Source organism: Duganella sp. CT11-25 (genome assembly GCF_047302815.1).
GTDB lineage: Bacteria > Pseudomonadota > Gammaproteobacteria > Burkholderiales > Burkholderiaceae_D > Rugamonas.
The window spans coordinates 3,095,145-3,118,256 of the sequence record NZ_JBKBFD010000001.1; the positions used below are offsets into that span (position 1 = coordinate 3,095,145).

The window sequence follows — 23,112 nt, forward strand, 5'->3', positions numbered from 1 at the left end:
CGCCACCAGACAGATGCCGCATAGGATCGATCACGAGACAGCCAGCCACCTGGCGTACGGCCTGCGCCTGTGCAGCTCCTTTGGCATCGAGATCGCGCTTCGCTACCTTGCGCGCACCCGCGTAAACGAACAGAGCGCGGCCATCATCCTAGCCCACCCGCGTCATCAATTACGCGGATCCATTGGGCCGTAGCGACGCCGCACCACTAGATAGTGACCGGCTCCGCCTTCACGGCAGCGCCCTCCACGACGGCATGAACAAGCGGCGTACCTGTTTTGCTGGTGATGCTCAAGGCTAACTGAGCGTCGGCCGCTGCAGTTTTGGCATCGAAAGCGACTACAAATACATCTTCGGGCAACATCGTCCTCCGCTTTCTGCTTTGCGGTTTGCGCTGACAGAGTGCTTTTAGCGCCGGTTCCGAGGCTGGCGAATGAGGTCTCACCGGTGCTAGTCGACTTAACCTTCAAAGTAGCGGTTACTCACCGCCAAGGATAAAGGTTTCAACGGCACGGATAATGCTCGAGTATCCTCGGCCATTTGCATATAGTAGCGGCTTACCTTGTCTTTCCTGCTGAATGTACCCACTCGCAGCATGCTTGGCTGAGGCTGCCACCATGACAAAGATATCTGCCTGTTGAGCCATGCTTTTCAGGGCGGATGATGCCACCTTGTCGTGCGACATCTCAACGCGCACACTAGGTGATAATTCCTTGAGAACGGTTGCCGCTTGCCTCCCCGCCGATTCGGTAAGGGTGTAAATTGCAACGTAGCTACCGTCAAGCACGCTTTGCAGTTGGTGCCGCTGAGCCCCCATAGGATCCACTGCGATGCGCTCTTCGACTTCCTGTATCGACTGCCACCCCAGTTCCGCCGACAACCACACGAAAACGATCTTCTGACCAGGGCTAAAAAATGGTTTCATCTGCATCAACCGGGCACAGGCCGCGTACCAGAAACCGCGCCGCGCCTCCTCATCGGGGCACGGGTTAAGCAGCGTTTCCTCAAGCGTATCGAGCACCCAGTACACCGTGCGCTTAGACATGGCCTCACCGGTCAGCATTAGGCAGTCATCCAGCAATTCTCGATAACGACTAGGGCTGAGGCCCAAACAAAGCAACGCACGGATGAGAACTGCTGCAGATTCGAATACCACACCAGACCTGCGAACTCCCACCAACAACTGGTATAGCAACGCGTCATAAACTGGAAGCATGCTTGGGCGCGGGAAAACTTGATCTTCGAGCACCCAAGTCACTAAAGCCGGCAATGCGTCCGCCAAGCGGTCCGCTGAAGGGAAAATATCAGGCACTTCCTGCAGTGCGGATACGAATGCGTTGATCTCGACTGTATCCTTAAGCAAGGCGGCCGGCCACTCCGTGACGGCATGACTCAGCACTGCGAGTGCATCGGTGAATTCCGGAGTTTGCAAGCGCCTAAACCAATCTTGCCAAGACGCCGGTGGCGCTTTTCCGCTCTGCGTGCTAACACTTTGCCATAGAGAGCGAAATGGCGTTGAGGCTAACAGGCTCTCCCGCTCTCCCGCCTCGAGCGCGTCGATCAGTTGCAGCGCACGTGCGATCGTCTCTAGCGTATTGCTCCGCTCGGCCTGAACCAGGGCTTGCTGAGCAGTCGGAAGTCTTCCGCCCAGTCCGACTGTATCCTCAGTCGTGCACGCGGCACCGGTACGGCCAGCGGCCTGCAGCGCCGCGGCCAATTCAGGCGTCGCATCACGATGCGACATAACCGCCATCTCAATAACTGGATTGCGAGTCGCGACCGATAACGCTTCCAGCGCAAATAGTGTCAATGCACCACTCGAGACGCCGGGCAGAATCGGCAACTGAAGTAGCGTGAGGAATTCTGGCCGCAGCTTCTTCGCCCAGAGTTCTGAGAGCTCAGGAATGTCTCCCTTATCGCGCACCCACACCTGATACACCGCCTCTAATAGTGCTGCCGTGACGGCAGGCGGACGGCGCGTATGACAAACTGAACGGAATTCTGGCATCTCAACAAGGCCTTGCCAGTTGTTGAACCAGGACAGCAAACGAATACGTAGAAACAATAGATTAAGAGCATCAATGCGCAATTCACGTGCGCACTGTTCAAGTATGCGCTCCGCTCCAACAAAATCGTTACCGTTTAGGCAATCGGAGAAATGCGCTAGCAAGCGGCTTGTTGACAATGGCACGGCGCTCGTGGTGGAAGGAGCCGTCGTGACCATGTCGACCAACCGCAACAAGCTACGACTAGTGTATTTCTGAACTTTTTCGGTCTCTCCGGGGACGATTCGGGCGACAACATGAAAGCAGCCCGCCTCCAACAGAGCTTCGATGGGCAGCAAGTGGGGTAGCAGGGGTTCCGGCCAACCTTGGAATGACGTCAACGTTGGACCCGCGTATGCGATCAATAGTGGCCGCAGTCGGCGCCACTCAGCAGCATTGTCCGCAATTGCATAGTAGACACTCCGCTTGCCGACCCGTGGCAAAGTCAGTAACGCCCCCGGAAAGCGTTCGTCTGTCGCCGTTCGCGCGAGCGCGTCGAACTCCTTCAAATTCTGCACGGGGAAAGCAGAGAAGTCGATTAATCCTCGGAACGCCTCGACCAAGAGTCGCGCCGCTTCAATATTTTTACCGATCATACAAGCGCCCTACCCCATTTCTGTTCTAGTGTCAGACGCCATTCCTGGACCGACGCCATATCGGTACGCAGAGTGAGGTGCTCATCGTTAATGGTGACGCCGTTATAGGTAAGATTCATTGAACCACTCAACAGAAAATCATCGCCGAGAATCCCTTTGTCGTGCACCTCCGCTCCCACCGCGATCTTCACCTGCCCTGGGAACCGCTCACGCATGGGCTTAATGGCACTGATAAATTGCCGATTGTGATCAACATCGCGAAGTACAAGGGAGAGTTGCCCGCCGGCCTCAACTAGCGCGCTCATCAGTTGTGACAGGCGAATACCGCTCGCCGGCCAGTCGGGCTGCAGGGCACCAAACTGCCTCGCCCGATTATCGATCACTTCAATGTCGGAAATCCAACCAAATGCCATCCATAAACAAGAACTCGGCTTTAGTAATTCAGCAATGAACAAACTTTGCAAAAGATCACGAATTGCGCCGGTCTGTTCCGGCCCGAACAGATCGCGTGCTGGGGATGGACTACCGCTCATGCCTGCTCCCTGATGGTAACTATGACTCGCATTTCATTCTCATCTTTCTCGATTCGCTCTACGCACGGGAAAAACTGTAGGAAGCCGACATCAACTGCGCTAGAAACAATCCGAACGATCGCGCTGCGCAAACGCTGGTCTGCATTCCTTGACGCAGCCAATTGCACGATGCCATGTTGAGCGATGGCGCACGTGAACTGGGGATACCAATCCTCCTCGTCATCGGCAAGCCGAACCACTATCAAGTTGGGATCGAGCAGCAAGTGGCGGATGAGCGCCGGGTCCGACAGACGGCGCTGGCGGAAGGGGTTATAAGACTGCAGGGTACGTTGCCGGATCTCGATACCTTTGGGCCACAAGACTCCGCTCAACATCGCGATGAGTTCCACATCTTGAGGAGCAGCGCCGAGCACCTCCCCGAATGTTGCAATGATCTGATCGCGGACTCCACCAATTTTTACCGCGATACAACAGAATTCGCGCAATCCGATCGCGACACCAAAGCGCTGCTCTAGGTCTTCCCAATGTCGGGCCAGTCGCGCAAGCAAGGAATCCATCTGAGCAGTACTTCCCGGGCGCAGCAGGCGCGCGTTCAGCGACACCGAAAACGCATGGCTCGGTTCCACGCTGCGAGAACTGAGGGCTCGATATAAACGGTCACGCAACTTTTTGCTCTGCTCATGCCCCTGGCTAGCACGTAGCTCTTTGGTCAGAGCGCCTATGTCAGCATCCGTCGTGACAAGTTCGACAAACTGACGCATGCCGTAACTCGCTAATTCGAGGTCACTGGGAGCGATCGCGGCTTCCACAGCACGGAACAGAGCCCGAGGTTCGCTCGTGAAGGCCTCCGCAAACGCTTGGATAACCCCGGCTCCGCCTAGCGTCGACTCAGTTATCCAGATTCGCACGGAGTCGTCAAGACGATCTGTATCGATATCGACCAACAGAGTGTCCAGGGCCGCATGTCTTGGCGCAGTGTTGATGCAGGCCTGCAGCAGTGCTTCCCCCAAGGTCTCGTGGATCGTTGTACGTAACCAAGCACCGTAAGCCTCTGGATCTGGTCTATCGAGTTCCTCGGCTAATCGCACAAGTACAGCTAGGACGTCCGGGCGGCCCAAACTGTCGGATAAGCGCTCTTCTAGCCGACTCATGCGCTGGCCGGAGTTCTCTTCAGCATCATTCTCGTCTTCCTCGTCGGCCTGTGCTGGCTCATGTTCACGCAAGACAAACATCGAACGCATAACATCCGAAAATGCCTGCAATGGATTCTCTGCAAATAGCTCTAATGCTGCCTGCGACAGAGACAGATCGCGCGCGACAGCTCGATCAAGTACGGCGCACAAGAAAATCTGGAATATCCATTCGCGCTGTAGAGCATTGACTTCCTTCGGCAACGCTGTGGTGCTAAGGAGGCGATATCGAAAATAGCCAGTCCGATTGCTTTGCGCAAGCGCGGCAGGCAACGTCGATTCGGCTAATTGGTGGGCAGACGGAACACGCACGTCAACATAAAAGCCATCGACCTCCATTTCAAAACCAACCGCCGCCAAACGCTCCTCAGAATCGGTGAACAGCACATCGACCAATCGATCGCCAGAATGCTGGCGTATTGTGGCGTCAACTTGGTGCGTGAAACGCTGGACGCCGACGCTGCTTCGGAACCGGTGCAGGTGAAAACGTACAGCCGCCACACACGTATACCACGCGCTTTTGCTCGGCACATCGACAGTTAGTGGGACTCCGTGCGGCGTCCACGCGCTTATCCAGCGCGGCATCGCGTTCGACGTAGGTAGCACCTTTTTCGTGTCGGGTATGGTCAGTTCTACGATCCATGGACGGAACACTGGAAAGCGTCGTTTTATGCCGTCCTGGTCTAGACCTTCGAACTCGCCCAAATATTCATTCTGTCGCGCGTAGTCGTCAACCTTTAAGTATGACTGATCGTGTTCAGTCGAGATCGCGGCCCAATGATAAAGACCACCGCGCTCGAATGCGAATCGCCGTGTGACACGTCCTGGCGCCAACTGCTGGAGCGCCTGCACGATGGGCATAGACTCATGCCGCGCTTCATGGTTCACGGTTGCTGCCGGAATAAGGAGTTGTACCTCCGGTAAGCTGAGATCGCTGAACAAGTTTCGCGGCATGAAATCTGGCAAGGGATGCCAGTTCACTTGCATATCAGTGACAATGCTGCCATTAGGCTTCACCAACTGCCAGTCCATGAAAAAGCGGCGAACTAACGTAGGAACGGCTTCCAGCATTAGCGAGCGAGGAGGATCCCACAGGATCGTATCCACGGTTTCCTCTGGTAACTGTAGCGCCAAGCGCAGATGCTTGCGCAAAGAAGCCATAACTATAGGCTCGCCTTTGGCCAGCGCCCCCAACGCCGTTTTCACCTGTTGCCCGACCGAATCGCTCGTCGAGCTCTTCGGCCGACTGAGTAGGTCCCACATCCAAGCAGAAGCCGACGTGTCCTTCACCTGCAGGCTTAGCCACTCCAGCAATGCGAACACCGCCTGCATGCGCAAGACGTACTGGTTTTTTACCGGTAGATACTGCGGAGGCAGCACCGGATCGAAGAGATGCTCGTAGGTCTGAAAGGCGATCTTATCGCGGCCGTAATCGGATAGAACCGTAACGGTAAAAGGACGCATCCTTCGCTGTCTGCCAGCGCGCCCCTTACGTTGCAAAAACGACGCCATGTTGCGCGGCGCCTTATGTTGGATAACCGCACCTACCTGGTCATCATTGTAGCCAACCTCGAGCGATGGTGTGGCAACAATAACGTCGGCGCCCGCCAGCACGCCTGGATCCTGAGAGCTGGTGCGTCCAATTACGAGGCGGTCAGATAAGTTGCGGCCAATTTTCTCACAAGCGCGCCACCGTTGACCGTCTCGGTCACGGCGTAGGTCATCGTCACTTCCGCCAGCACGCAAGGCTGCCAGAGGTAGCCGCGTAGGATCGGGACGGCCGAAAATCGTGTAGCCCTCGGCGTCCTGCAGAGTGTTGTACAAACGATTGATGACGTCCAGGTTGTCGGTGAACACGAATATCCGACGTCCGAATGCCCCTTCGGATGGAATATCCCGCTCCGGATCCATCATGCGAGCCAGAAGCATGGTGGACTGAATGGTTGTCGACAGCAACGAAGCTTCAAGCAATGGATCGCCCCGCACCACTACTTGGTACTCCGCCCCCTCTTCGCGCATCTCGTCCGCTTTTGGTGTAACTTCCTCGACTTGATCAATGCCGAGTCCTACCAAATCTGCAAAAAACCGCGGCGCCTCCTGCAATGTTGCTGATAAGCCGCACCATACGACCGGCGCATCAACCAAATGGCGCCAGCGCCGTAGTACCAGCGCTGCATGAGCGCCGCTCGTACCAATATAGGCGTGCACTTCGTCGAGCAGCGCAAAGAGGGGACGCTTTCCCGCTGGCTGCCCAATACCGAACAGACTCCGACTACGTAAATCAGACATGCGCTGATTAAGCATTTCGCTAGTGGTGAACAAGATGTCGGGAGGCGCAGCGTTCAGACTTTCGCGTGTTAACGCCAATTGCTCACCAGTAATCACCGTGTGGCAAGAGGCAGCAGCGCATACCAATCTCTCGGCCTTACGTTGTAGGTCCTCAGACTTCCAGACCAGGTCCCCATCGCAGGCCGGACAGCGCATCCACGGGCAGATAAAAGAACCGCCCCGAGTGGGCCATTTTTCCTTCACGTCCATGACGGTCGCCCGCCTTGGTGTTGATCCAAAATATGCGCCAACCCGAATCAAACGCTTACCCTTTTGCAACAGGATCGAGTCAAGTCCGCGTGCGCGCCGGAATGCCTCGGCGAGTTGGTCTTTGAGCAATTCAATGCGCGGGTAAATGGCGAGGCATTTAACCCAAGATTGATGGGGTTCGACGTACTCCGCGATCCGGATCAAAACAGGGAGATAAAACGCCAGCGTTTTGCCGCTGCCAGTACCCGCCGTGACGATAGTGCCGGAATCAGGCTTGCTGCCGAGAAGGCGCATCGTTGCCCGCTGCTGGAAACCGGCGAGCTCAAGCCCCGGTTCCTCGGCCAGGGCCTGCCATGCATCTCGTCTGATTCCTGGTTTGCCGAGCAATTGCAGGTGATTATTTGCAATGTCGACCGCTTTTAAGTTGCGACTCGGATACCGGCGCCGCCTCAAGTCGACTCGAAAATCAGAAACAAGGCGCGGCGCGGCATGCCAGGGGCGTCCGTCAAACAACTGCCGCGTGCGAGTGAGCAGTCGAATCGACTCTGCAAAACGCGAACGGATACGCCGCTGGGCTGTCTCGATCACAAGGCACCGCTCTATCAATTCCTCCAACAGAGCCTCAACGTCTACCTCTTCCGGTAGGTCGGGCAGCACGGTAAGCACCTCTGAACGCGACATGCTGCCGTCAACATTCCCCCAGGTCAGGGACAGCATCTCCTGACGCTCGATTGCATCGAGTAACTCAAGACAGTTAATTGTCATCAATCTCAGCCTAGGCGAATTCGCAGCACGTGCCGCAAGTTGTGTTCATCGAGCCATTCAAGAATAGACGGCGTCAGTAAATCGTAGGTTGCGCCTACGCTACCACCGGCTGCCCGTAGGAAAGCCAATACTTCCTGTGCAATCCCGTCTCCGGCGAGTTGATGCCAGGCTTCGTTAACCTGCGAGCAAAACGCAACTACCTGCCTAGCCTCGTGCACGCTCTGAGGCAAGGTAGTAGCTAAACGATGAATCACCCCGAGAACAGCTTGGATACTGGCCACTGCCGTACCTAAAGCGCTAATTGTTGATAGCACCTGCAAGACATCGTGATCAATCGCAGGTGTATTTTTTTGAACCCAACCTGACCATGCGTCGTGAAGGGCGGCTTCCGTCTTTTTCTTGAACGAAACACATGGGTTCACGAACACGAAGCGAAAGTCTTCTCCTGGAAATGGGGTAAGGATAAAGTTGCGTTCCCGCGTGTAGCCGTCCTTTAACAGGACGGCTTTGGAATGCAACGCACCTAGCAATTTCGCGTCAAGAGAAACTTCGATACCAACCTCCTCCAGCACCGCTGCGGGTACGCGCAACTCTTCGAATTCGTTTGCCAGTCCCTCCAAGGTCTTGGCACGCTGCTCAAACTCGGCAGCCTGTGCTGCCAGGTCTTTCAACGATTGCAGGGACTCAATGCGCCCACTAGTAAGTTCGACTCGTTCAAGCAGGCTCATAGTTACTCCGTGGAAGATGCACCACTCCTTCGAGGGTATGGAGAATGCCATCGAGGGCATCGGCGATACGCGATTCACTGTCCGCTAGTCCGGCGCCAGATTGTTGCTCAAGTTGATGGCGCTGGTTGTCAATATATTGGTCAACCGCGCGGATAAAGTTATCTGATCGTTCCAGCAACTGCGTTACCAGGGTGGCATTCGAGCCAATGATGGCGCTACGAACCAGAACTTCGGTTCTATTGACAGTCGCGATTGCGGCGCCGTGCATAATGGCAGCATCCAGCGAATTCGGTTTCAACTCGGCGAGCAGGTCACTAAGTTGAGCACGTGTATGCCCAGTACTAATTCCTTTGCTTAAGGCATTGTCAATCAATGTACGCAAGGCAGCGATGAGAGCAGTTACTTTACCCGGCCCTAAACCCTGCGCCACAGTTTGATACCAGGCATCACGTGCCTGCCTTTCCGCTTCTATCGCCAATGGTAAACTATCCTTGACGAAACGATACAGTTCGCCCAGCGTCTGCATGTCAGGACTGTCCGATTTTTCTGGTGGCGTCAACGTCAACTGAAGAGTTTTCTGCCGCAGAGAGCGCACCGCAGCCAATACTGGCGTCATGCGTACAAAATTACCTGCCTGTCCGCCTTTGGTACCCGATGCGTGGGCGCGAAGGAATTCCTGCAGCATTGGCACTTTCTCGGCGAGTTTTTGCGCAATTGGCCTCAGTGCCAGGGACGCGTGCACAGCCGGCACCAACTGAGGCTTCCCCCAAACTTGGATCGCTAGCATGTCTTGTGCGGTGTCAAGTTTGACTCGTCCACACATATGGTGCGCAATCGCGAGCAATTCAGCAGTTGCCGTCACCGGGTGCCAGCCATCTTGCGAGCCGAAAATTCGGAGCAGTTGCTGCTTGACTTGTGTCGACCACTGCTCCAGGTAGTCCATCAGGTTCGTCAACAACTGCACACCATCTGGAAAATCCCAGTTTTGGTAGTGTTTGAATGATAGCAAGGCTTCCAGGGCAAGCGCGCTATCGCGCGCTAGGTCAAGCGTTACCATGGCAGTCAGTCGCTGGGTCTGTTGTGACTCGAAGTTAATACTGGTTTGGCGGAAGGCAGCTTTAGTCGTCACGGCACCTGCCACAGCGATCCTTTCCATGCCCAGCATGTCCCAGTCGATGTAGCTTTCTATAGCTCCGTAGACGAGCACACGGAGATCGTTCACTACAGCAGAAGGCAATACGAGTTCGCCATTAGCCCATTTGTGCAGAGTGGAAACATGGGCCGGCAAACGCGGTTGATTTATTCGGTTTCTATCAACCACTGCCTCTAAATCTTCCTTGTCCGTACTTGTTCCCGCATCTCGGAGATGCTCGATCCCAAACGCTTGCTGAATGCCATGGTCGAGGTTGATGATTTCTCCCCTATCGCTCCATAATTCAAGCAATGCAATGCGGCGATCGAAAGACACACCATCTCGTTCTTGTAGATTTTGCTTTTGTGCCGGGGTTAGCGCGCTGGTACCGCCGATTCGACGCACTAGTGCACTGGACGGAAACTCGCCCTGGGACAATTCACCATAGTGATGCTTCAGTACGCTTTCTAGTACCGAGCGCATATAACGGCGGGCGTTAAACGAGCCATCCGCATTTACAGACCCGGTACGGCGCGCCATTGTATTGACAGCAGTTTGCGTAAAGGGGAACAAGCCAATGCCGTCGACTTGCCCGAAGGCTGCAAGGCACGGGTCCTTATGCCGACAGGTGTCACAGTAGGAAGGGGGAGTTTCCATAGCAGGCAACTGTTCAAGCCGCCGCGTACCGAGGCGCAGCACATTTAGATACCCCGCTGTCAGACGCTCAATGCTGGCCGGTTGACTCCGGTCCATGTCAACGACAATCGTAGCCCGGCTTCTTACGGTCGCTTCGAGCAACTTGTAGGGCCCTGTCGTCACCGCCATCGCCCAACGCAACTCACACAGTTGCTCCGTACCTTGATCGGGCGGTGTAATCAACGCCTGCAGCAAGGCCGTGTCGATGCCTTGTACTCGGGCAAAGTCTTCGATTAGAAGGATCAAGCGCTTACCCTCCTGCTTCAGGTGCCGGCGCAACGCGTTCATCAATTCGATCAGGTGATCAGCCGAGAAGTTAAGGGTCTGGGCGATCGCAATGTTCCGGTGAACATTCATCAAGTTAATCGCCCGCTGCTCCATTCCGTTTTCGCCGTTGATGAAATCGATCGCATCTCTGGACTTGCCCGCAACCTGCCCGTAGCTACGCCCATCCAAAGGTAAGTCCCCCATACGGAATTCACGCCTGCGATCATCCTGATCTCGGCTGCTTGGATCACTGAAGATATGCTGGACAATCAGATCTGTCGTCCCACCGGGTTGCGTAAAAAATCCTGCCCGCAAGTTCGGATCGAGGAAGATGTTTGGCAACTCCAACGCCAAGTCCTTATCCAGCGGATCGGTGCAGGTATTGCTATGTTCGATGGCGTGTGCCAACTCGTTAAGAAACCGGCTGACCTTCGCAGGTTGCGTCATCGCATGGTTACCCGCTGTTTTGAGACGCTCCTCATAAACAGTTCTTTCGCCTTCGGGCAATTGACTAATGATTCGTTCGATGATGCCTCTCAGGCTGGTGCCGGTACGCGGAATGGTAAGCAAAACCGTCGACGTATCCGCCGGAATGTTCAACCGCAACCATTGGATAAAGTGCGATTTACCTGTGCCAGATTCACCGACCACGGCCATTTGCACATAGTTACGCAAGGGATCTAGAAAGTCATTTAGCAAATTTTCTGGTGAAGTGGGCATCAGGCTACCAGAGGCCCAATCCCCGACCTGCATCTGCAATTCGGTCGGGCAATGTACGGCGAGAAAAACCCTGTCGTCGATTTCTTCCGCATCGGGCTTGAGAATGTGGAGCAACTCGACTTCGTTCCAGCATGGTGCAAGCGATGTCATTTTCTGTTCTCCACATAACTGATATGACTGACGGATTTCGTTTCACGGCCGATTTCCAGGACCCATGCCGCCGCGTCAGACAGTCCCTCTAGCTGAATGTTTCCGACACGCTGCAGTCGCAGGAGTGCAAGACTGGTCGCTTGGCTAATATGCTTATCCTTGACCTGCATTGGCTCCTTGAGTCGGCCTTGGATGTCTTGCCAGACCCCCCCACCATCGAGCACCGGAATCTGGGCAGAAAGCCTTTGCAAAAATGTTTGTATCGTCAATTGTTGGTCTGTACCAAAGACCTTTGGCAACTGGAGCGCAATCGCGCGAGTCGGGTCAGCAATTACCATTTCCGCCGCCTGCTTCACGGTAATCCGCTCGGCCAAACCGAGATAGCGGGCCCAATAAATCAAGTTTTGATACCTTGCATCAGTCGCGACACTGCTACACAGAGGGTCGTTGTCCACCATCTGACTAGATAAAACGTTGTAGTGTTTTCCCGCGCTAAATCCAAGCGGATGCACCGGACTCTGCTGCAATAACCAGCATAACGCATCCGGCAAATCTCCTTGCGCATGCTCACGTGCAAGGTGGGATGTTGTCAACAGTGGGAAAAGATAGTTCTGCAGACGCCCCGCCCAATCGACGGTCCGGCCGTCTGACATGAGTGCCCCACATACGCGCACCAACTCGTTTCCCACGCGCTCCAGAATATTCAACCGTAGTAACTCATTGAGGACGCCCTTGGCAATGGTAGTTCCACTGCGCTCATCACCGTCTGGAGTCCCCTCAGATAGGTTTTGCTGCGGCGGCAGTGGCGAAAGTAGTTTCTCCAGGTCAGCCATACTGGCGCCTTTCTCACCAAAACTAAGAACGAACTCGCTGGCAATGATGATCCGATTCGGTTGGGCAACCAAATTGCTAATGACGCTCATGTTTGTAGGGATTCGTAAAGAGAGTTAAGAGTAGCGGTCGGGAACTGGTCACCGATCAGCCCTCCCGGACGGTCAGGGTTACGCAACCCCGCAGGAACAATGAATATGCGTTCCTGCCCGGCTTCGCGCGAGAAAAAACCGCGTTCCGGAATGGTGGCTTCGGAACCGACCCAGACCACCGTTGGCCCGGGTGGGAGTCCGTTACTACTGAGCAACCTCGAATCAACAGATTGTACCGTGCACCAAGGGCGTTCAGCCAATGCATGTGTGACGGACTCCGGCGCCGTGCCGATCAAGATGCATTTGCGTATTCCGTCTTCCCACAAACCTTTCATTAATTCACGGATAAAACGTCGTTGAGCCGGTTTCTCGAATAAATCATTGTCGTGCTCAAACAGGCCCCGTCCCTGAACAACGTGGCGCAACAAACGCGATGACAGATTGCCAAGCGCCCAGGGCGCGGAGGGCGCGCCTGGCATCACCGAGTACCAGCCTTGCTCTTCCATTGCGCGGCATACTGTACAGCCTCCACAAGCGGGTATTACCGGCAGTACCCTGCAACCATTGTGCAAGGCGTACAGTTCTATGAGTTGCTGACTCGGGCAAGAAGCGTCCCTTAGCAATTCCTGCATACCTTGCAGGCGTTGCCGGCATGTCGACAGCAAGGACCTGCGCACAGACTCGACCCGCATGATCCACGTATCGCGATCGTGGTGTCCCTCATCGAGGATATCGACAGCGACGTCGGTGCGCACGGTATCCAAATTAAAGTGCAGACCGGCGAAAGAAATTATTCCGGAGCGTGCCATTAGCGATAGCACACGGCCGTTCCAGTCCTCGTTTCGCTCGCCCATCATGTCCATGTCATAAGGAGGTGCCACCGAGGTGTCAATATAGAAGCGCGCATGAGAAGCCGAATCAGGATCGCGTATGGCTCGAGCAAACATCGATCTCCAACGTTCCAACCCCTTCGCCAACGAAATGATCTTTTGACTGGCGACCGAACGCGCAACCATTTGGTCTTCGGGCGCTGCGGCAAGCAGCGCCACGCTGGCCTGATTGTCCCTCCCCGCACGGCCGACCTCCTGATAGTAGCGGTCGAGGCTCTCGGGAATACAGGCGTGAATGACTGTGCGGACATGAGGATAGTCGATGCCCAGACCAAACGCAGAGGTACCAACAACAAGGTCCAAGTCTCCGGCACTCCAGTCCTTCACGGTGGAACTGCGATCAGTAGTAGACGACTTGCCATGTAGGACGCGCATGCGACGAAAGCCCGTGTCATGCAAAAATTGATACCAGTTCTGCGCGTCTTCAACCTTTGTCACATACAAGATGGCCGGACGCGGCAAATGCATAACCGCTTCCAATATCCGCATTTGGCGCGTCGCCGCGTCGGGGGCGATAGGTGCTATCCATGTATCGGGCTCCGGGCGGAGGCGCGCGCCGGCGACCAACGCTAGCGGCGCGTGAGGTGAGAACAGTCGCTGTAGGGTATCGTAAGCAAGTTGGGTCACAGTCGCCGATAGGCAAATCAGGCGTGGCTGCCGCGCCGGCGGCGCCCGCAGTCGTAATTCTGCCACCAAGGCGGCCAGCAGTTGAAATTCATTCCTGAAATCAGTTCCCCAAGCGTCAACGAGGTGTGCCTCGTCAATCACCACCGCCGCAAGCTTGCCTGCCTTAGCCGCACTAAGCAGCGCTGGCCGCAAGCGTCCCACAAACGCTTCGGGCGCGCCAAACAATAAACCTTGTTCGCCGGTGGCGGTGCGATCGATGATTTCGGCATTCTGCTGATCTCGTCCACCGACGTACGCGCGCGGGTGCTTAGCAAACAGTTCGCCGTATTTTCCTACACTATTGCCATGATCCTCCGCAAGCGCGACGGTGGGCACTACCACTGCCACCACCTCCCCTTGATGTGCAGCGGCAAGCGCGTGAAAAACCAAACTCTTTCCCTCGCCGGTAGGTAGCACGGCAAGTAGTGCGCCCCCCACTGGCATATGCAGTGCCGAACGCACAGCCAACGCCTGCCCGGGTCCCCGGAAATGTTGATAGCGGAAGCGTGAAGTCAACCAAAGGTCTGCCTGGGGCGGACGCTGGATCCACGGTCGCCCCTGTTGCTGCATTGCCTGTGCATCGACGGCCATAGCACCGCGATCGAGCCATTCCGGTTGCCAGGGATCTGCCTCAACGAGGTTGCCTGCACGCAGCAGAAGGCCGCATGCGGCATACTGCTTGTCGTTGGGCCACCGTGGGCCGACTGGGCGGGGCAAGGCACGCCTCGCGCCACGCGTCGACAGCGTTAGGTCCGCGTAACGCAAAGCGTGACGCAAACGAACGCACCGGTCCAGAGGACTAAAGTCATCGTCGTCAATTGCGCGCCGTAGCCGCTCGAAGGGTGCTTCGGAGCATGTGAAGGACGCGGCCAACGACGCATCGACAAGCGCGGCGCGCAGTTGCGTGTACGCGCTCTCACCTACAAACGTGTTCATCATCATTGTCCGCTGAACTCCTCGGGCGATAGTCTGCTCAAGGCGATCAGGCCAATCGCATCGAGGCGTACGACAGGATTGCGCAATGCCGTAAGCAATTTATCGTTGAGTTCAATCTCCCGGTCCAAGCCCGAATCGATCGGTTCACTTCGGTTTGCCCGGTTTGTCTTGCGCTGATTGAGCCTACTGTTACGTCGTCTGATGTCGAGGCCGCCCTTGTCAATGGCGCTATCGATAGCCTTGTGAAAGTCAGCGTCATTCCTCAACCAAGCTTCCGAATGTTCACGCACCTCCAGACACAACTGCGCGAATTGCGTTCGCCCCATCAAGTGATCGAACAATTGCGGACGACGCACCAGACTAATATCAGAATGTTCGTCGTATGGCCGCTCCAGCATCTGCAAACGAGCAGGGTCGTTGACGACCTGGAGTTCTGCGTCGACAAAAAATGTTTGCAGCCAGGGAGCCAGATAGGAGTCCATCCGCGCGCGCAGGCTCTGGCTCTCCTCGGTTCTAAGGCCGAAAGGCAGACGCGCCTCGACAACATAGCAAAGCTTGAAACCAAGCCACAAATCGTCTTCAAGTTGCGGTTGGTGACGCCACGTCGCGAAGGCCGTCCCACGGTCCTCCAAACGACATTGCATTTCCAATTGCCTCATGATTGGCGATCCGAAACGGACGATCTGCGGTGGTTGTTTAAGTCCATCCTTAAGCGCCAGATAGCGCTTGAACGTTAGCTTCGTGTTGAGTGATTTGGCAAAAATCGGCGCCCAGGGCGTGGTGGGCAACTGTATGCGTTGCTCGGGCCACTGCAGGTCGAAGATTTTCGTCTGGTCACCTGAAATTTGAAAACCCAAGCACTTTGCCATCCAGTCGAGAGTTGCAGCGCGGATGTCATTGTCCTTATCGTCCACTCGCACGAGGGCGTCGCACACGTTAGCTTGCCCCTGCTGCTCAAGCAATACCTTGTCCAGAGCGTGCTGATCATCGAGTCGGTCACGCTCCTGGCGCAGCTTGTCTTGAAAGCGCTGAGTAGAATTGCGCAGTCCAGGAACACCTTCGAGCAACATCGTCCGCGTCAACTCAGACATCACCTCTTCCAGCGAAAACAGCACATCAGTAAGCGGTTGGTTGAAGACATGGAATGACTTCACCAGGATCTCATACCATGCATACCAGTAATGGAATTCTAGAGGCAGTGTTGGCAGGATGACTTGTTGTTCGAGATGCGCCGCTTTTCTGCCGAAACGGTCCAATCGACCAATGCGCTGTTCGACGCGCATTGGTGAAAGCGGCAAATCAAGGTGGACAATGGCGTCCATAAAATGGAGGTTCAATCCCTCCTCCTCCGCTGGGCCGCAGAACAGGAAATTAACCGTCGCATTGGCGCCGAAAATGGTGGCGATGTCTTCGGTCTCCCTCAAATCGGCCGCCAGCATCACGCACGAGTGCCCCATCCGCTCGGACAACGCTGCAGCGCAGCGCCGAACGTCGTTCGTATCGCTACCGAAAACGGCAATCCGTGGAGTCGCCGTATGAGCAACCCTCCCGACCCGGTGAAAGAAATCTTCGATTCGGGCGGCAACCTGATTGCAACGCGCGCCACTGGAAAATTCAGAAGCCAATACCGATCGGAATTCCATTTTCCAAGCGGCCGACATGATGGCATCGGGAAGCGTGCACAAAACAGTACCGAAAGTGTCCAAGCCGATTCCAAACGCTTCGAACAGGGTGGTCAGCCAGGGAACGATAGTCTCCGGATCGACTCGTCCCTGATCGATCACTGCAGCAGTTTCGTTTCGCCATTGCTCAAAGAGGTCAAGAATGTTGTAGGCTCTGTCATCGTCGATATACGCACAATGTACGTGCGAGACATCAGCCGTACCACCGTCTTGGATAACCGGACCACGCTGCCGGAATGCCCATTGCACCGCATCGCGGCGTCGGGTACGAATCAGACGCTGATTTAGCCGGTGGACATCTGCAACGTGACTTCGCAGCAGATTGACGTTACGCTTAGTCTCGTTGGGATCCTCTGATTCGATCGCAGCGGCAATTTTCGAGCCGAGATGCAGTGCTTCCACATCGTGTGGAAGCAACTGCGGCAATGTGCGCAGTCGCTGCCTTATCAGCACAGTACTGGCATCGGCCCGCAGGCCACGCAGAAAAAAACCAATAGCCTCACGTTGATCGACTTGCGTTTGGAACGCCTCGGCCGAGACTTCAGCATAGCAGTCCGGATCGATCAGGCGCAGCAAACGCAACAAAATGTCGCTGCGACCGAGAGCAGGCGTGGCCGACAATAGCAGCAAACGCGGCGCAGTTGACGCTGCCCACCACAAGTCGGGATGAATCTCTTTGCTAACAACATGATGCGCCTCGTCCACCACCAGCAGTCCCGGCGGCTTGTCGGGCAATGTACCAAATTGAGTCGGACTAAAAAAGCGCACCTGATTTGGAAAATTGTCGATATAGAACTTGGATCGCAATTCCTTTTTCCATTGTACCAACAAGTGGGGCGGCGCAATCACCCACACATGCCCATCTGACATCGACAGCAGAAACTGCCTGATGACAAGACCGGCTTCGATGGTTTTTCCCATGCCGACCTCGTCGGCAAGAAGGTAGCGTTGGAGTGGATCCTCGAGCACACGCCGAGCAACCTCGATTTGGTGGGGTACAAAACGAATTGCCGACGACAACAGCGCCCCTAATCCGCCGGCGGCAGCTCGCTGCTCAAGCAAACTAGCGATGAAATGGTGTCTACGCTCGTGCCAATACTGGTTCTCGACACCGCGTGCCGCCAAACTCAATGTGGGATCGTCGTAGCCATCCCAACACCGGCAGAACACATACCGCTCGTGAAGGCGCAACGAAGGACGGTGAAGGAAGTCAACGTCATACTCATTGCCACCGCCAAATGTGCGAACTCGGTGAACGGCTTTGATTTGCCCTGCCTTCCAGCCATCGTCTAGATTGACGTAAACCCTGGTCTTCAGCGGTAAATCATATGCAGCGACATTCTGCTCATTTTGCGAAATCGTTTGTTTCTTCCAAGGCGAATAAAAAAACTCGACCTTATACCGATTCGACTCGACCGAGACGACCTTACCTGGCCCAAATGTCTGCAGGCGCACGAATCGGCCAACCAATCTTGGATCCACAGCCATGACAACTCTTCTCCGCCTACTAATTTTTCAAAATGATGCAAGGTCGTCATCGTTTTTGCTGACCGGCTGGACCAGTGGGCATATGCCCTCCTAGCTAGGTCGCCTCGTAGCCCGCAATTTAAATTATAACAACTTTCCGCTATGAAATAAATACTATTAGTAAATGGCGTTCAATTAATGGGGTGCACCTCACAGTTACAGACCAACCATTAACAATTGAGGAGGTTGCCACGACCTTAGCGTCAAATCTGTAAACTTGTTGGCCGAAATAAACATCGTCAACGCCGAATTGATGCTCGGCGAGTTCGCCCTTGCATGGCCGCTCTCCGACTGCACTCGAAATAAATGTTCTCCGCAATGCGCGCAGCGGAGCGCCGGCCCCGCGTAAAACGCAGGTTTCAAAGATGCAGCCCTCCCATCAAAGCAGCCAAGTTCAACGACGATGCACAGGGCCTAGAGCGCGCTAACACAGCCGGCACGCATCTCAAGACATCCCGCCCCCGCAACCACTATGGCGCCGCCGCCCAAAAGCGTTAGACATCCTGTCGCACATAGGCCACTAACCTACTAACAATCTCATTTTTCACGCAAAATACTGGCCAGGCGGCTAATTACACCTCTTAAAATTAGCACTAGAAAATAACTGCAGGACATGCGAAAATTCGTCCGAAATTACTCCCCTTCGGTCCCCCCTCGCCATGCAAGCCCCGTCAAGCACTATCGTCATAACAAGTTGCACAAATCGCAAGAAAGAGCTTGGTGACGTGGTTAGGCTGCACGTTGATGATGCAGTGACCTCAGTTGAAGCGTTGGCACGGATTTGGATTGCACGTGTGAATGCAGTTCAGCGACGCGAACCTGTACGGTCGTTATACCAAGGAAGGGCATTTTCAGAAGCGAAGCTCGCGGCAGACGCCGCAGGGGCTACGTTGTATGTCGCTTCAGCGGGGCACGGCTTAGTTAACTGCGAAGTCTTACTGCCATCATATGATCTTACTGTGGTAGCAGCGCCAGGAAATCTCCTGCACGCGATGTTAGCTCGACTCCACAAAACTCCTGCGGACTGGTGGCAGGCATTAACAGCTTGCTTTGAAGCCTCCCGATCATTAGCAACACTTCTTGATAGTCATGCTTCGAAAAACTGCATTGTAGTGCTCGCTATGTCGTCAACGTACCTAGCGATGCTCCACGATGATCTCGCTGGATTGAACGAACATCAGATCTCTCGACTCCGTATTATTACGTCGGAATTTGGCGCATCGAAGCTACCTGAGCACATACGCAAAATGGCTTTGCCATATGATGAGCGCCTAGAAGGAAGTGTGTCATATGCGGGAACACGCAATGATTTCGCCCAGCGCGCGCTACGACACTTTATGGTGGAACTGCGAGGCCATGAAATCCCTATGAGTATAGCTCGCCAAGGAGTGATATCTGCAATGGAGGCCTTGGTGAAACGCAGTCCACCACAAAGGGAAAGAAAAAGCGACGAAGCGATTGAGGCTTTGATTTTCCAAAATTGGGATTACTGCAGGGGTTCACAGTCAGCCTTGCTGCGCTGGCTTCGGGATCAGCAGTTAGTTTCTTGCGAGCAGAGTCGTTTTCGGCTTTTATGGCAACGAGTTCAATTAAAAATGACGGTAGCGAGCAGAGGTAATAATGGCAAAGCATGAAATTGTAGTACGTGCGCTGCATGCCTCGCAGGGCGATGGTCTGGATCTCTATGCTTTTTTTATCCGAGGCGAAGACATAATTAAGGTTGCAGATATCTCTCGAATTGAGCGGAGCGATAACGACACGCTGAAGGGATTTCAGCGCCCAGAAATTCAACAGCATGTCAAAGGCATTGTCGACTATTTGAACCAAGGCCAGGTCCTGTTTCCAAACTCCATCATCCTCGCAATGTCGCCCGATGTACGGTTTAGTGCGTCTCGGGGTACCAAACCAACCGGCGACGCTGGAATCGGTCAAACAGGCACGTTGACAATCCCTATCTACGATGAGGGAGAACGCGTCGCATGGATCGTGGATGGCCAGCAGCGCTCGATCGCTTTAGCTCAGTCTAAAAACAAGACTCTTCCAGTTCCGGTGATAGCCTTTATCTCCGACAGCCTGGAAATCCAACGTGAGCAATTCATTTTGGTCAACAAGGCGAAACCTCTTCCTACGCGCTTGATTAACGAATTGCTGCCTGAGACCCGAAGCGTTCTGCTGCCGCGCGAACTCAACTTGCGAAAAGTCCCGTACGAGATTTGCAACCTACTAAATCGAGATCCAAAATCACCTTTTCACAAGCTGATCAAGCGCCCATCAGATAGCAAGCAACCGGGATTGGCAGTCATAATCGATTCGGCTGTGACGAAGATGATACGCAACAGTATGAACAATCCTTTGGGGGCACTCTATCCCTACAAACCTAATGGCACGGAAGCAGGCGACACTCAAGCGATGTACAACATCGTGGTGACCTTTTGGTCCGCAGTACGCGATGTCTTCCCGGACGCATGGGCCAAAGATCCCCGCCAAAGTCGGTTAATGCACTCGGCCGGGATAGAAGCCATGGGGGTGCTTATGGATCGGATCTACGCTCGCCTGCCAAGTGCCGGAGAAGACTATAAGACAGTGCGAAAAGAGCTGGAAAAGATAGCTCCATCCTGCCGATGGACAGCCGGCATATGGGAGAGCATCGGTGTGGAATGGAACGAACTGCAAAATACCAGCCGCGATATTAAAAAATTACAGGACGCACTAGTGCGCGCCTATACAACAGAAGTAAAAAAATGAAATTCCTATATTCAGACACGCAGGATTACGTCGACCCGGAGTACGACTTTTCCACCGATAGGAATGCTCCAGGCCGTCGCCGCTACTGGGACGACGTGTACGCTCACGAGCTCATGGCCCCTACCCCATATGATGGTCTATTGGTTGCGATGAGCGCTGTTCGCTCGGCACCAGGCGTGGCCACTTCCAAGGTAAGATATTCGACGTCCGAGGAACAACGACTTCTTCGCGACGGCGTGCGAAAATTTCTTCGATTTGACGGTCCGAAGTACCAAGACGCAATGATGATGGGCGATTGCGGTTCGTTTGCCTATGTTGAGCAGGAGAAGCCTGCCTATGACGCAGAGGAGGTCTTCGAGTTTTACGCCGATGCTTGCTTTACGCATGGTGTATCCCCCGATCACATCATATTTGCGTGCGATATCGACAATCCGCCTAGGGAAGCAATGGGTGAAGACGTTCTCTTTCGATATGATCTCACGCTTGAAAATGCGCGTGAATTCATGCGCATCTGCGAGTCCGAAGGCTTCCCCTTTGAGCCGATGGGCGCGGTGCAAGGGTGGTCACCGCAAAGCATCGCCGAGGCTGCTGTAGCGATGGAAAAGATGGGCTACTGCTATCTCGCCATCGGTGGTTTGGTTCCACTTAAAGTTGACGTTATCCATCAGGTACTCAAAGCCTTGCGCGAGCAAATCAAGCCGGACACAAAAATCCATCTGCTCGGATTTGCAAAAGCCGACTCAATACAAGAGTTCACCAATTACGGCATTACGAGCTTCGACTCCACCTCACCATTAATACGAGCGTTCATGGATGAGAAAGCCAATTACTACATGCCCAACGGCAAAGGTGGTTTAGATTACTACGCCGCAATTCGAATTCCCCAAGCTACCGAAAATCCGCGTCTGATGCAAGGGATCAAACGAGGGATTTTTAATCCTGAGGATCTGGTGCGACGCGAAACAAGAGCGCTGATTGCACTACGACAATTCGATCAGGGAAACCAGGATATAGAGTCGACCATCGAAGCGATTATGGATTATCAGCAATTCGCGACGCTGAGCGGTGACGATGAGAAAATCGGTAAAAATCTGGTGAAGGTGCGACAGCGCCTTGAGCGCACGCTCGCAGATGCTCCTTGGAAGAATTGCGATTGCGACGTTTGCGCAAAAGTTGGCGTTGAGGTGATTATTTTCCGCTCGGCCAATCGCAATCGTCGGCGTGGCTTCCATAACCTGGGCGTTTACCATCAACATGTACAAAGAATATTGGAGAAGTCCCGGTGAAAACTTATCGATTCAAAGCAATACGAGCAACGCAGGCCAAAGATCACGACGTGTTCTGCTTCGCAGCTGATCCGTCTGACGTACTGGCGTTCTCGGAAATCGAGAGAGTTGGACGCCAGGAAAATGGCGAACTTCGTGGATTCCAGCGACATCAAATAGCACCTCACATCAAAGAAATTCGTGACTACTTGGGCCGCGAAGATGCGCTACTTCCCAATGCAGTGATTGTGGCGTTCCTCGGAAACGTGAAGGTGACTGATCTAGGTGAAGGAATCGTTGACGTCGAGATCACCGCACCAGACAACGAGCAACCACCAGGTTTCGTTGTCGATGGTCAGCAACGTCTTACGGCTCTATCAGGCATTCGCAAACCAGGTTTCCAGGTGTTCGTTTCCGCACTGGTCTGCAAGGACTACAACGAGTTGCGGCAGCAGTTTGTACTGATCAACAACACGCGCCCTCTTCCAAAGACGCTGATCTACGAACTTTTGCCGACAGTAGAAGGATTGCCAGAACGCTTTACTTCAAGAAAATTGGCCGCACGGCTTGTTGACCGGCTCAATTTCCGACCTGACTCAGTTTTGTGTGGCGAAATTCGCCAACACACGAATCCGCAGGGGATTTTGAGCGACACCGCCATGCAAAAGATCGTCATGAACTCGACTTCTGACGGCGCCATCCGTCACATGATCAAAGAGGACAATTTTGAGGAACTTGCGTTTGATCTTCTGAACTCTTTCTTCAAAGCCGTACGCGAAGTATTTGGCAATGAATGGATCGGTATGAGCCCAAAGACTTCACGCCTACGACATGGAGCCGGCTTGGTGGCGATGGGTTTCGTGATGGAGCAACTCTACTCTGCTGATTTGCCAACCTGCCCGACGCTGCACGACAAATTTATTGTCGGTCTTAACGAACTAAAAGCCCATACTGCGTGGACCAGTGGCACTTGGCATCTGTCGGAATTCGATCAGCGTCCATGGAACGGGATACAGAATACGTCCTCGGATATCGATGTGCTTGCGAATTTCCTAGTTCGCTCTGTGAAACGGAGCCTGCGTCGATTGGCACGCAGCGCAGCTTAAAGGGAGCATGAAAG

The 23,112-nt window shown here is 54.4% G+C and carries 13 protein-coding genes; 4 read left to right on the forward strand and 9 right to left on the reverse strand.

What is annotated here, in order from left to right:
• Positions 1-206 precede the first annotated feature (206 nt).
• From ACEN9F_RS13175 to dpdE, 9 genes are all read right to left on the reverse strand, one after another.
• Positions 207-362: a hypothetical protein gene (locus ACEN9F_RS13175; protein WP_413420470.1), complete on the reverse strand. Its 156-nt coding sequence runs from the start codon at positions 360-362 to the stop codon at positions 207-209.
• Positions 363-476: 114 nt separating this feature from the next.
• Positions 477-2,639: a protein DpdD gene (gene dpdD, locus ACEN9F_RS13180; RefSeq protein ID WP_413420471.1), complete on the reverse strand. Its 2,163-nt coding sequence runs from the start codon at positions 2,637-2,639 to the stop codon at positions 477-479.
• Positions 2,636-3,172: a phospholipase D-like domain-containing protein DpdK gene (gene dpdK / locus ACEN9F_RS13185; RefSeq protein WP_413420472.1), complete on the reverse strand. Its 537-nt coding sequence runs from the start codon at positions 3,170-3,172 to the stop codon at positions 2,636-2,638. Before dpdK ends, dpdD begins: the two co-directional genes overlap by 4 nt.
• Entirely contained in the window at positions 3,169-7,665 is a 4,497-nt protein-coding gene (gene dpdJ, locus ACEN9F_RS13190; protein WP_413420473.1) for a protein DpdJ, read from the reverse strand. Before dpdJ ends, dpdK begins: the two co-directional genes overlap by 4 nt.
• 5 nt (positions 7,666-7,670) lie before the next feature.
• Positions 7,671-8,393, reverse strand: coding sequence for a hypothetical protein (locus ACEN9F_RS13195; protein ID WP_413420474.1), 723 nt, complete (start codon positions 8,391-8,393; stop codon positions 7,671-7,673).
• Positions 8,380-11,358: a protein DpdH gene (gene dpdH / locus ACEN9F_RS13200; RefSeq protein ID WP_413420475.1), complete on the reverse strand. Its 2,979-nt coding sequence runs from the start codon at positions 11,356-11,358 to the stop codon at positions 8,380-8,382. Before dpdH ends, ACEN9F_RS13195 begins: the two co-directional genes overlap by 14 nt.
• Positions 11,355-12,281, reverse strand: coding sequence for a protein DpdG (gene dpdG / locus ACEN9F_RS13205; RefSeq protein WP_413420476.1), 927 nt, complete (start codon positions 12,279-12,281; stop codon positions 11,355-11,357). The genes dpdH and dpdG overlap by 4 nt, the downstream gene beginning before the upstream one ends.
• Positions 12,278-14,779 carry a protein DpdF gene (gene dpdF / locus ACEN9F_RS13210; protein ID WP_413420477.1) on the reverse strand — a complete coding sequence of 834 codons (2,502 nt, stop codon included), beginning with the start codon at positions 14,777-14,779 and terminating at the stop codon, positions 12,278-12,280. The genes dpdG and dpdF overlap by 4 nt, the downstream gene beginning before the upstream one ends.
• The gene (gene dpdE, locus ACEN9F_RS13215; protein ID WP_413420478.1) at positions 14,776-17,943 is read right to left on the reverse strand and encodes a protein DpdE; all 3,168 of its coding nucleotides are present in this window, start codon (positions 17,941-17,943) and stop codon (positions 14,776-14,778) included. The genes dpdF and dpdE overlap by 4 nt, the downstream gene beginning before the upstream one ends.
• Before the next feature lie 1,031 nt (positions 17,944-18,974).
• Between dpdE and ACEN9F_RS13220 the strand changes: the two genes are divergently transcribed.
• Genes ACEN9F_RS13220 through dbpB (ACEN9F_RS13235) form a run of 4 tightly spaced genes read left to right on the forward strand, consistent with a single transcriptional unit; the run spans position 18,975 to position 23,098 of the window.
• Positions 18,975-19,616 carry a hypothetical protein gene (locus ACEN9F_RS13220; protein WP_413420479.1) on the forward strand — a complete coding sequence of 214 codons (642 nt, stop codon included), beginning with the start codon at positions 18,975-18,977 and terminating at the stop codon, positions 19,614-19,616.
• Complete coding sequence (gene dbpB / locus ACEN9F_RS13225) at positions 19,603-20,727, forward strand: DGQHR domain-containing protein DpdB (RefSeq protein WP_413420480.1); 1,125 nt, start codon at positions 19,603-19,605, stop codon at positions 20,725-20,727. The genes ACEN9F_RS13220 and dbpB (ACEN9F_RS13225) overlap by 14 nt, the downstream gene beginning before the upstream one ends.
• The gene (gene dpdA, locus ACEN9F_RS13230; RefSeq protein ID WP_413420481.1) at positions 20,724-22,013 is read left to right on the forward strand and encodes a tRNA-guanine transglycosylase DpdA; all 1,290 of its coding nucleotides are present in this window, start codon (positions 20,724-20,726) and stop codon (positions 22,011-22,013) included. The genes dbpB (ACEN9F_RS13225) and dpdA overlap by 4 nt, the downstream gene beginning before the upstream one ends.
• Positions 22,010-23,098, forward strand: a complete 1,089-nt coding sequence (dbpB, locus tag ACEN9F_RS13235) for a DGQHR domain-containing protein DpdB (protein WP_413420482.1) — start codon at positions 22,010-22,012, stop codon at positions 23,096-23,098. The genes dpdA and dbpB (ACEN9F_RS13235) overlap by 4 nt, the downstream gene beginning before the upstream one ends.
• Positions 23,099-23,112 lie beyond the last annotated feature (14 nt).

Coding starts and splice junctions, on each gene's coding strand:
- ACEN9F_RS13175 (WP_413420470.1), bottom strand. CDS start 362: ATGTTGCCCGAAGATGTATTTGTAGTCGCTTTCGATGCCAAAACTGCA.
- dpdD (WP_413420471.1), bottom strand. CDS start 2,639: ATGATCGGTAAAAATATTGAAGCGGCGCGACTCTTGGTCGAGGCGTTC.
- dpdG (WP_413420476.1), bottom strand. CDS start 12,281: ATGAGCGTCATTAGCAATTTGGTTGCCCAACCGAATCGGATCATCATT.
- dpdF (WP_413420477.1), bottom strand. CDS start 14,779: ATGATGATGAACACGTTTGTAGGTGAGAGCGCGTACACGCAACTGCGC.
- ACEN9F_RS13220 (WP_413420479.1), top strand. CDS start 18,975: ATGTTAGCTCGACTCCACAAAACTCCTGCGGACTGGTGGCAGGCATTA.
- dpdH (WP_413420475.1), bottom strand. CDS start 11,358: ATGACATCGCTTGCACCATGCTGGAACGAAGTCGAGTTGCTCCACATT.
- dpdE (WP_413420478.1), bottom strand. CDS start 17,943: ATGGCTGTGGATCCAAGATTGGTTGGCCGATTCGTGCGCCTGCAGACA.
- dpdK (WP_413420472.1), bottom strand. CDS start 3,172: ATGAGCGGTAGTCCATCCCCAGCACGCGATCTGTTCGGGCCGGAACAG.
- dpdA (WP_413420481.1), top strand. CDS start 20,724: ATGAAATTCCTATATTCAGACACGCAGGATTACGTCGACCCGGAGTAC.
- dpdJ (WP_413420473.1), bottom strand. CDS start 7,665: ATGACAATTAACTGTCTTGAGTTACTCGATGCAATCGAGCGTCAGGAG.
- ACEN9F_RS13195 (WP_413420474.1), bottom strand. CDS start 8,393: ATGAGCCTGCTTGAACGAGTCGAACTTACTAGTGGGCGCATTGAGTCC.
- dbpB (WP_413420480.1), top strand. CDS start 19,603: ATGGCAAAGCATGAAATTGTAGTACGTGCGCTGCATGCCTCGCAGGGC.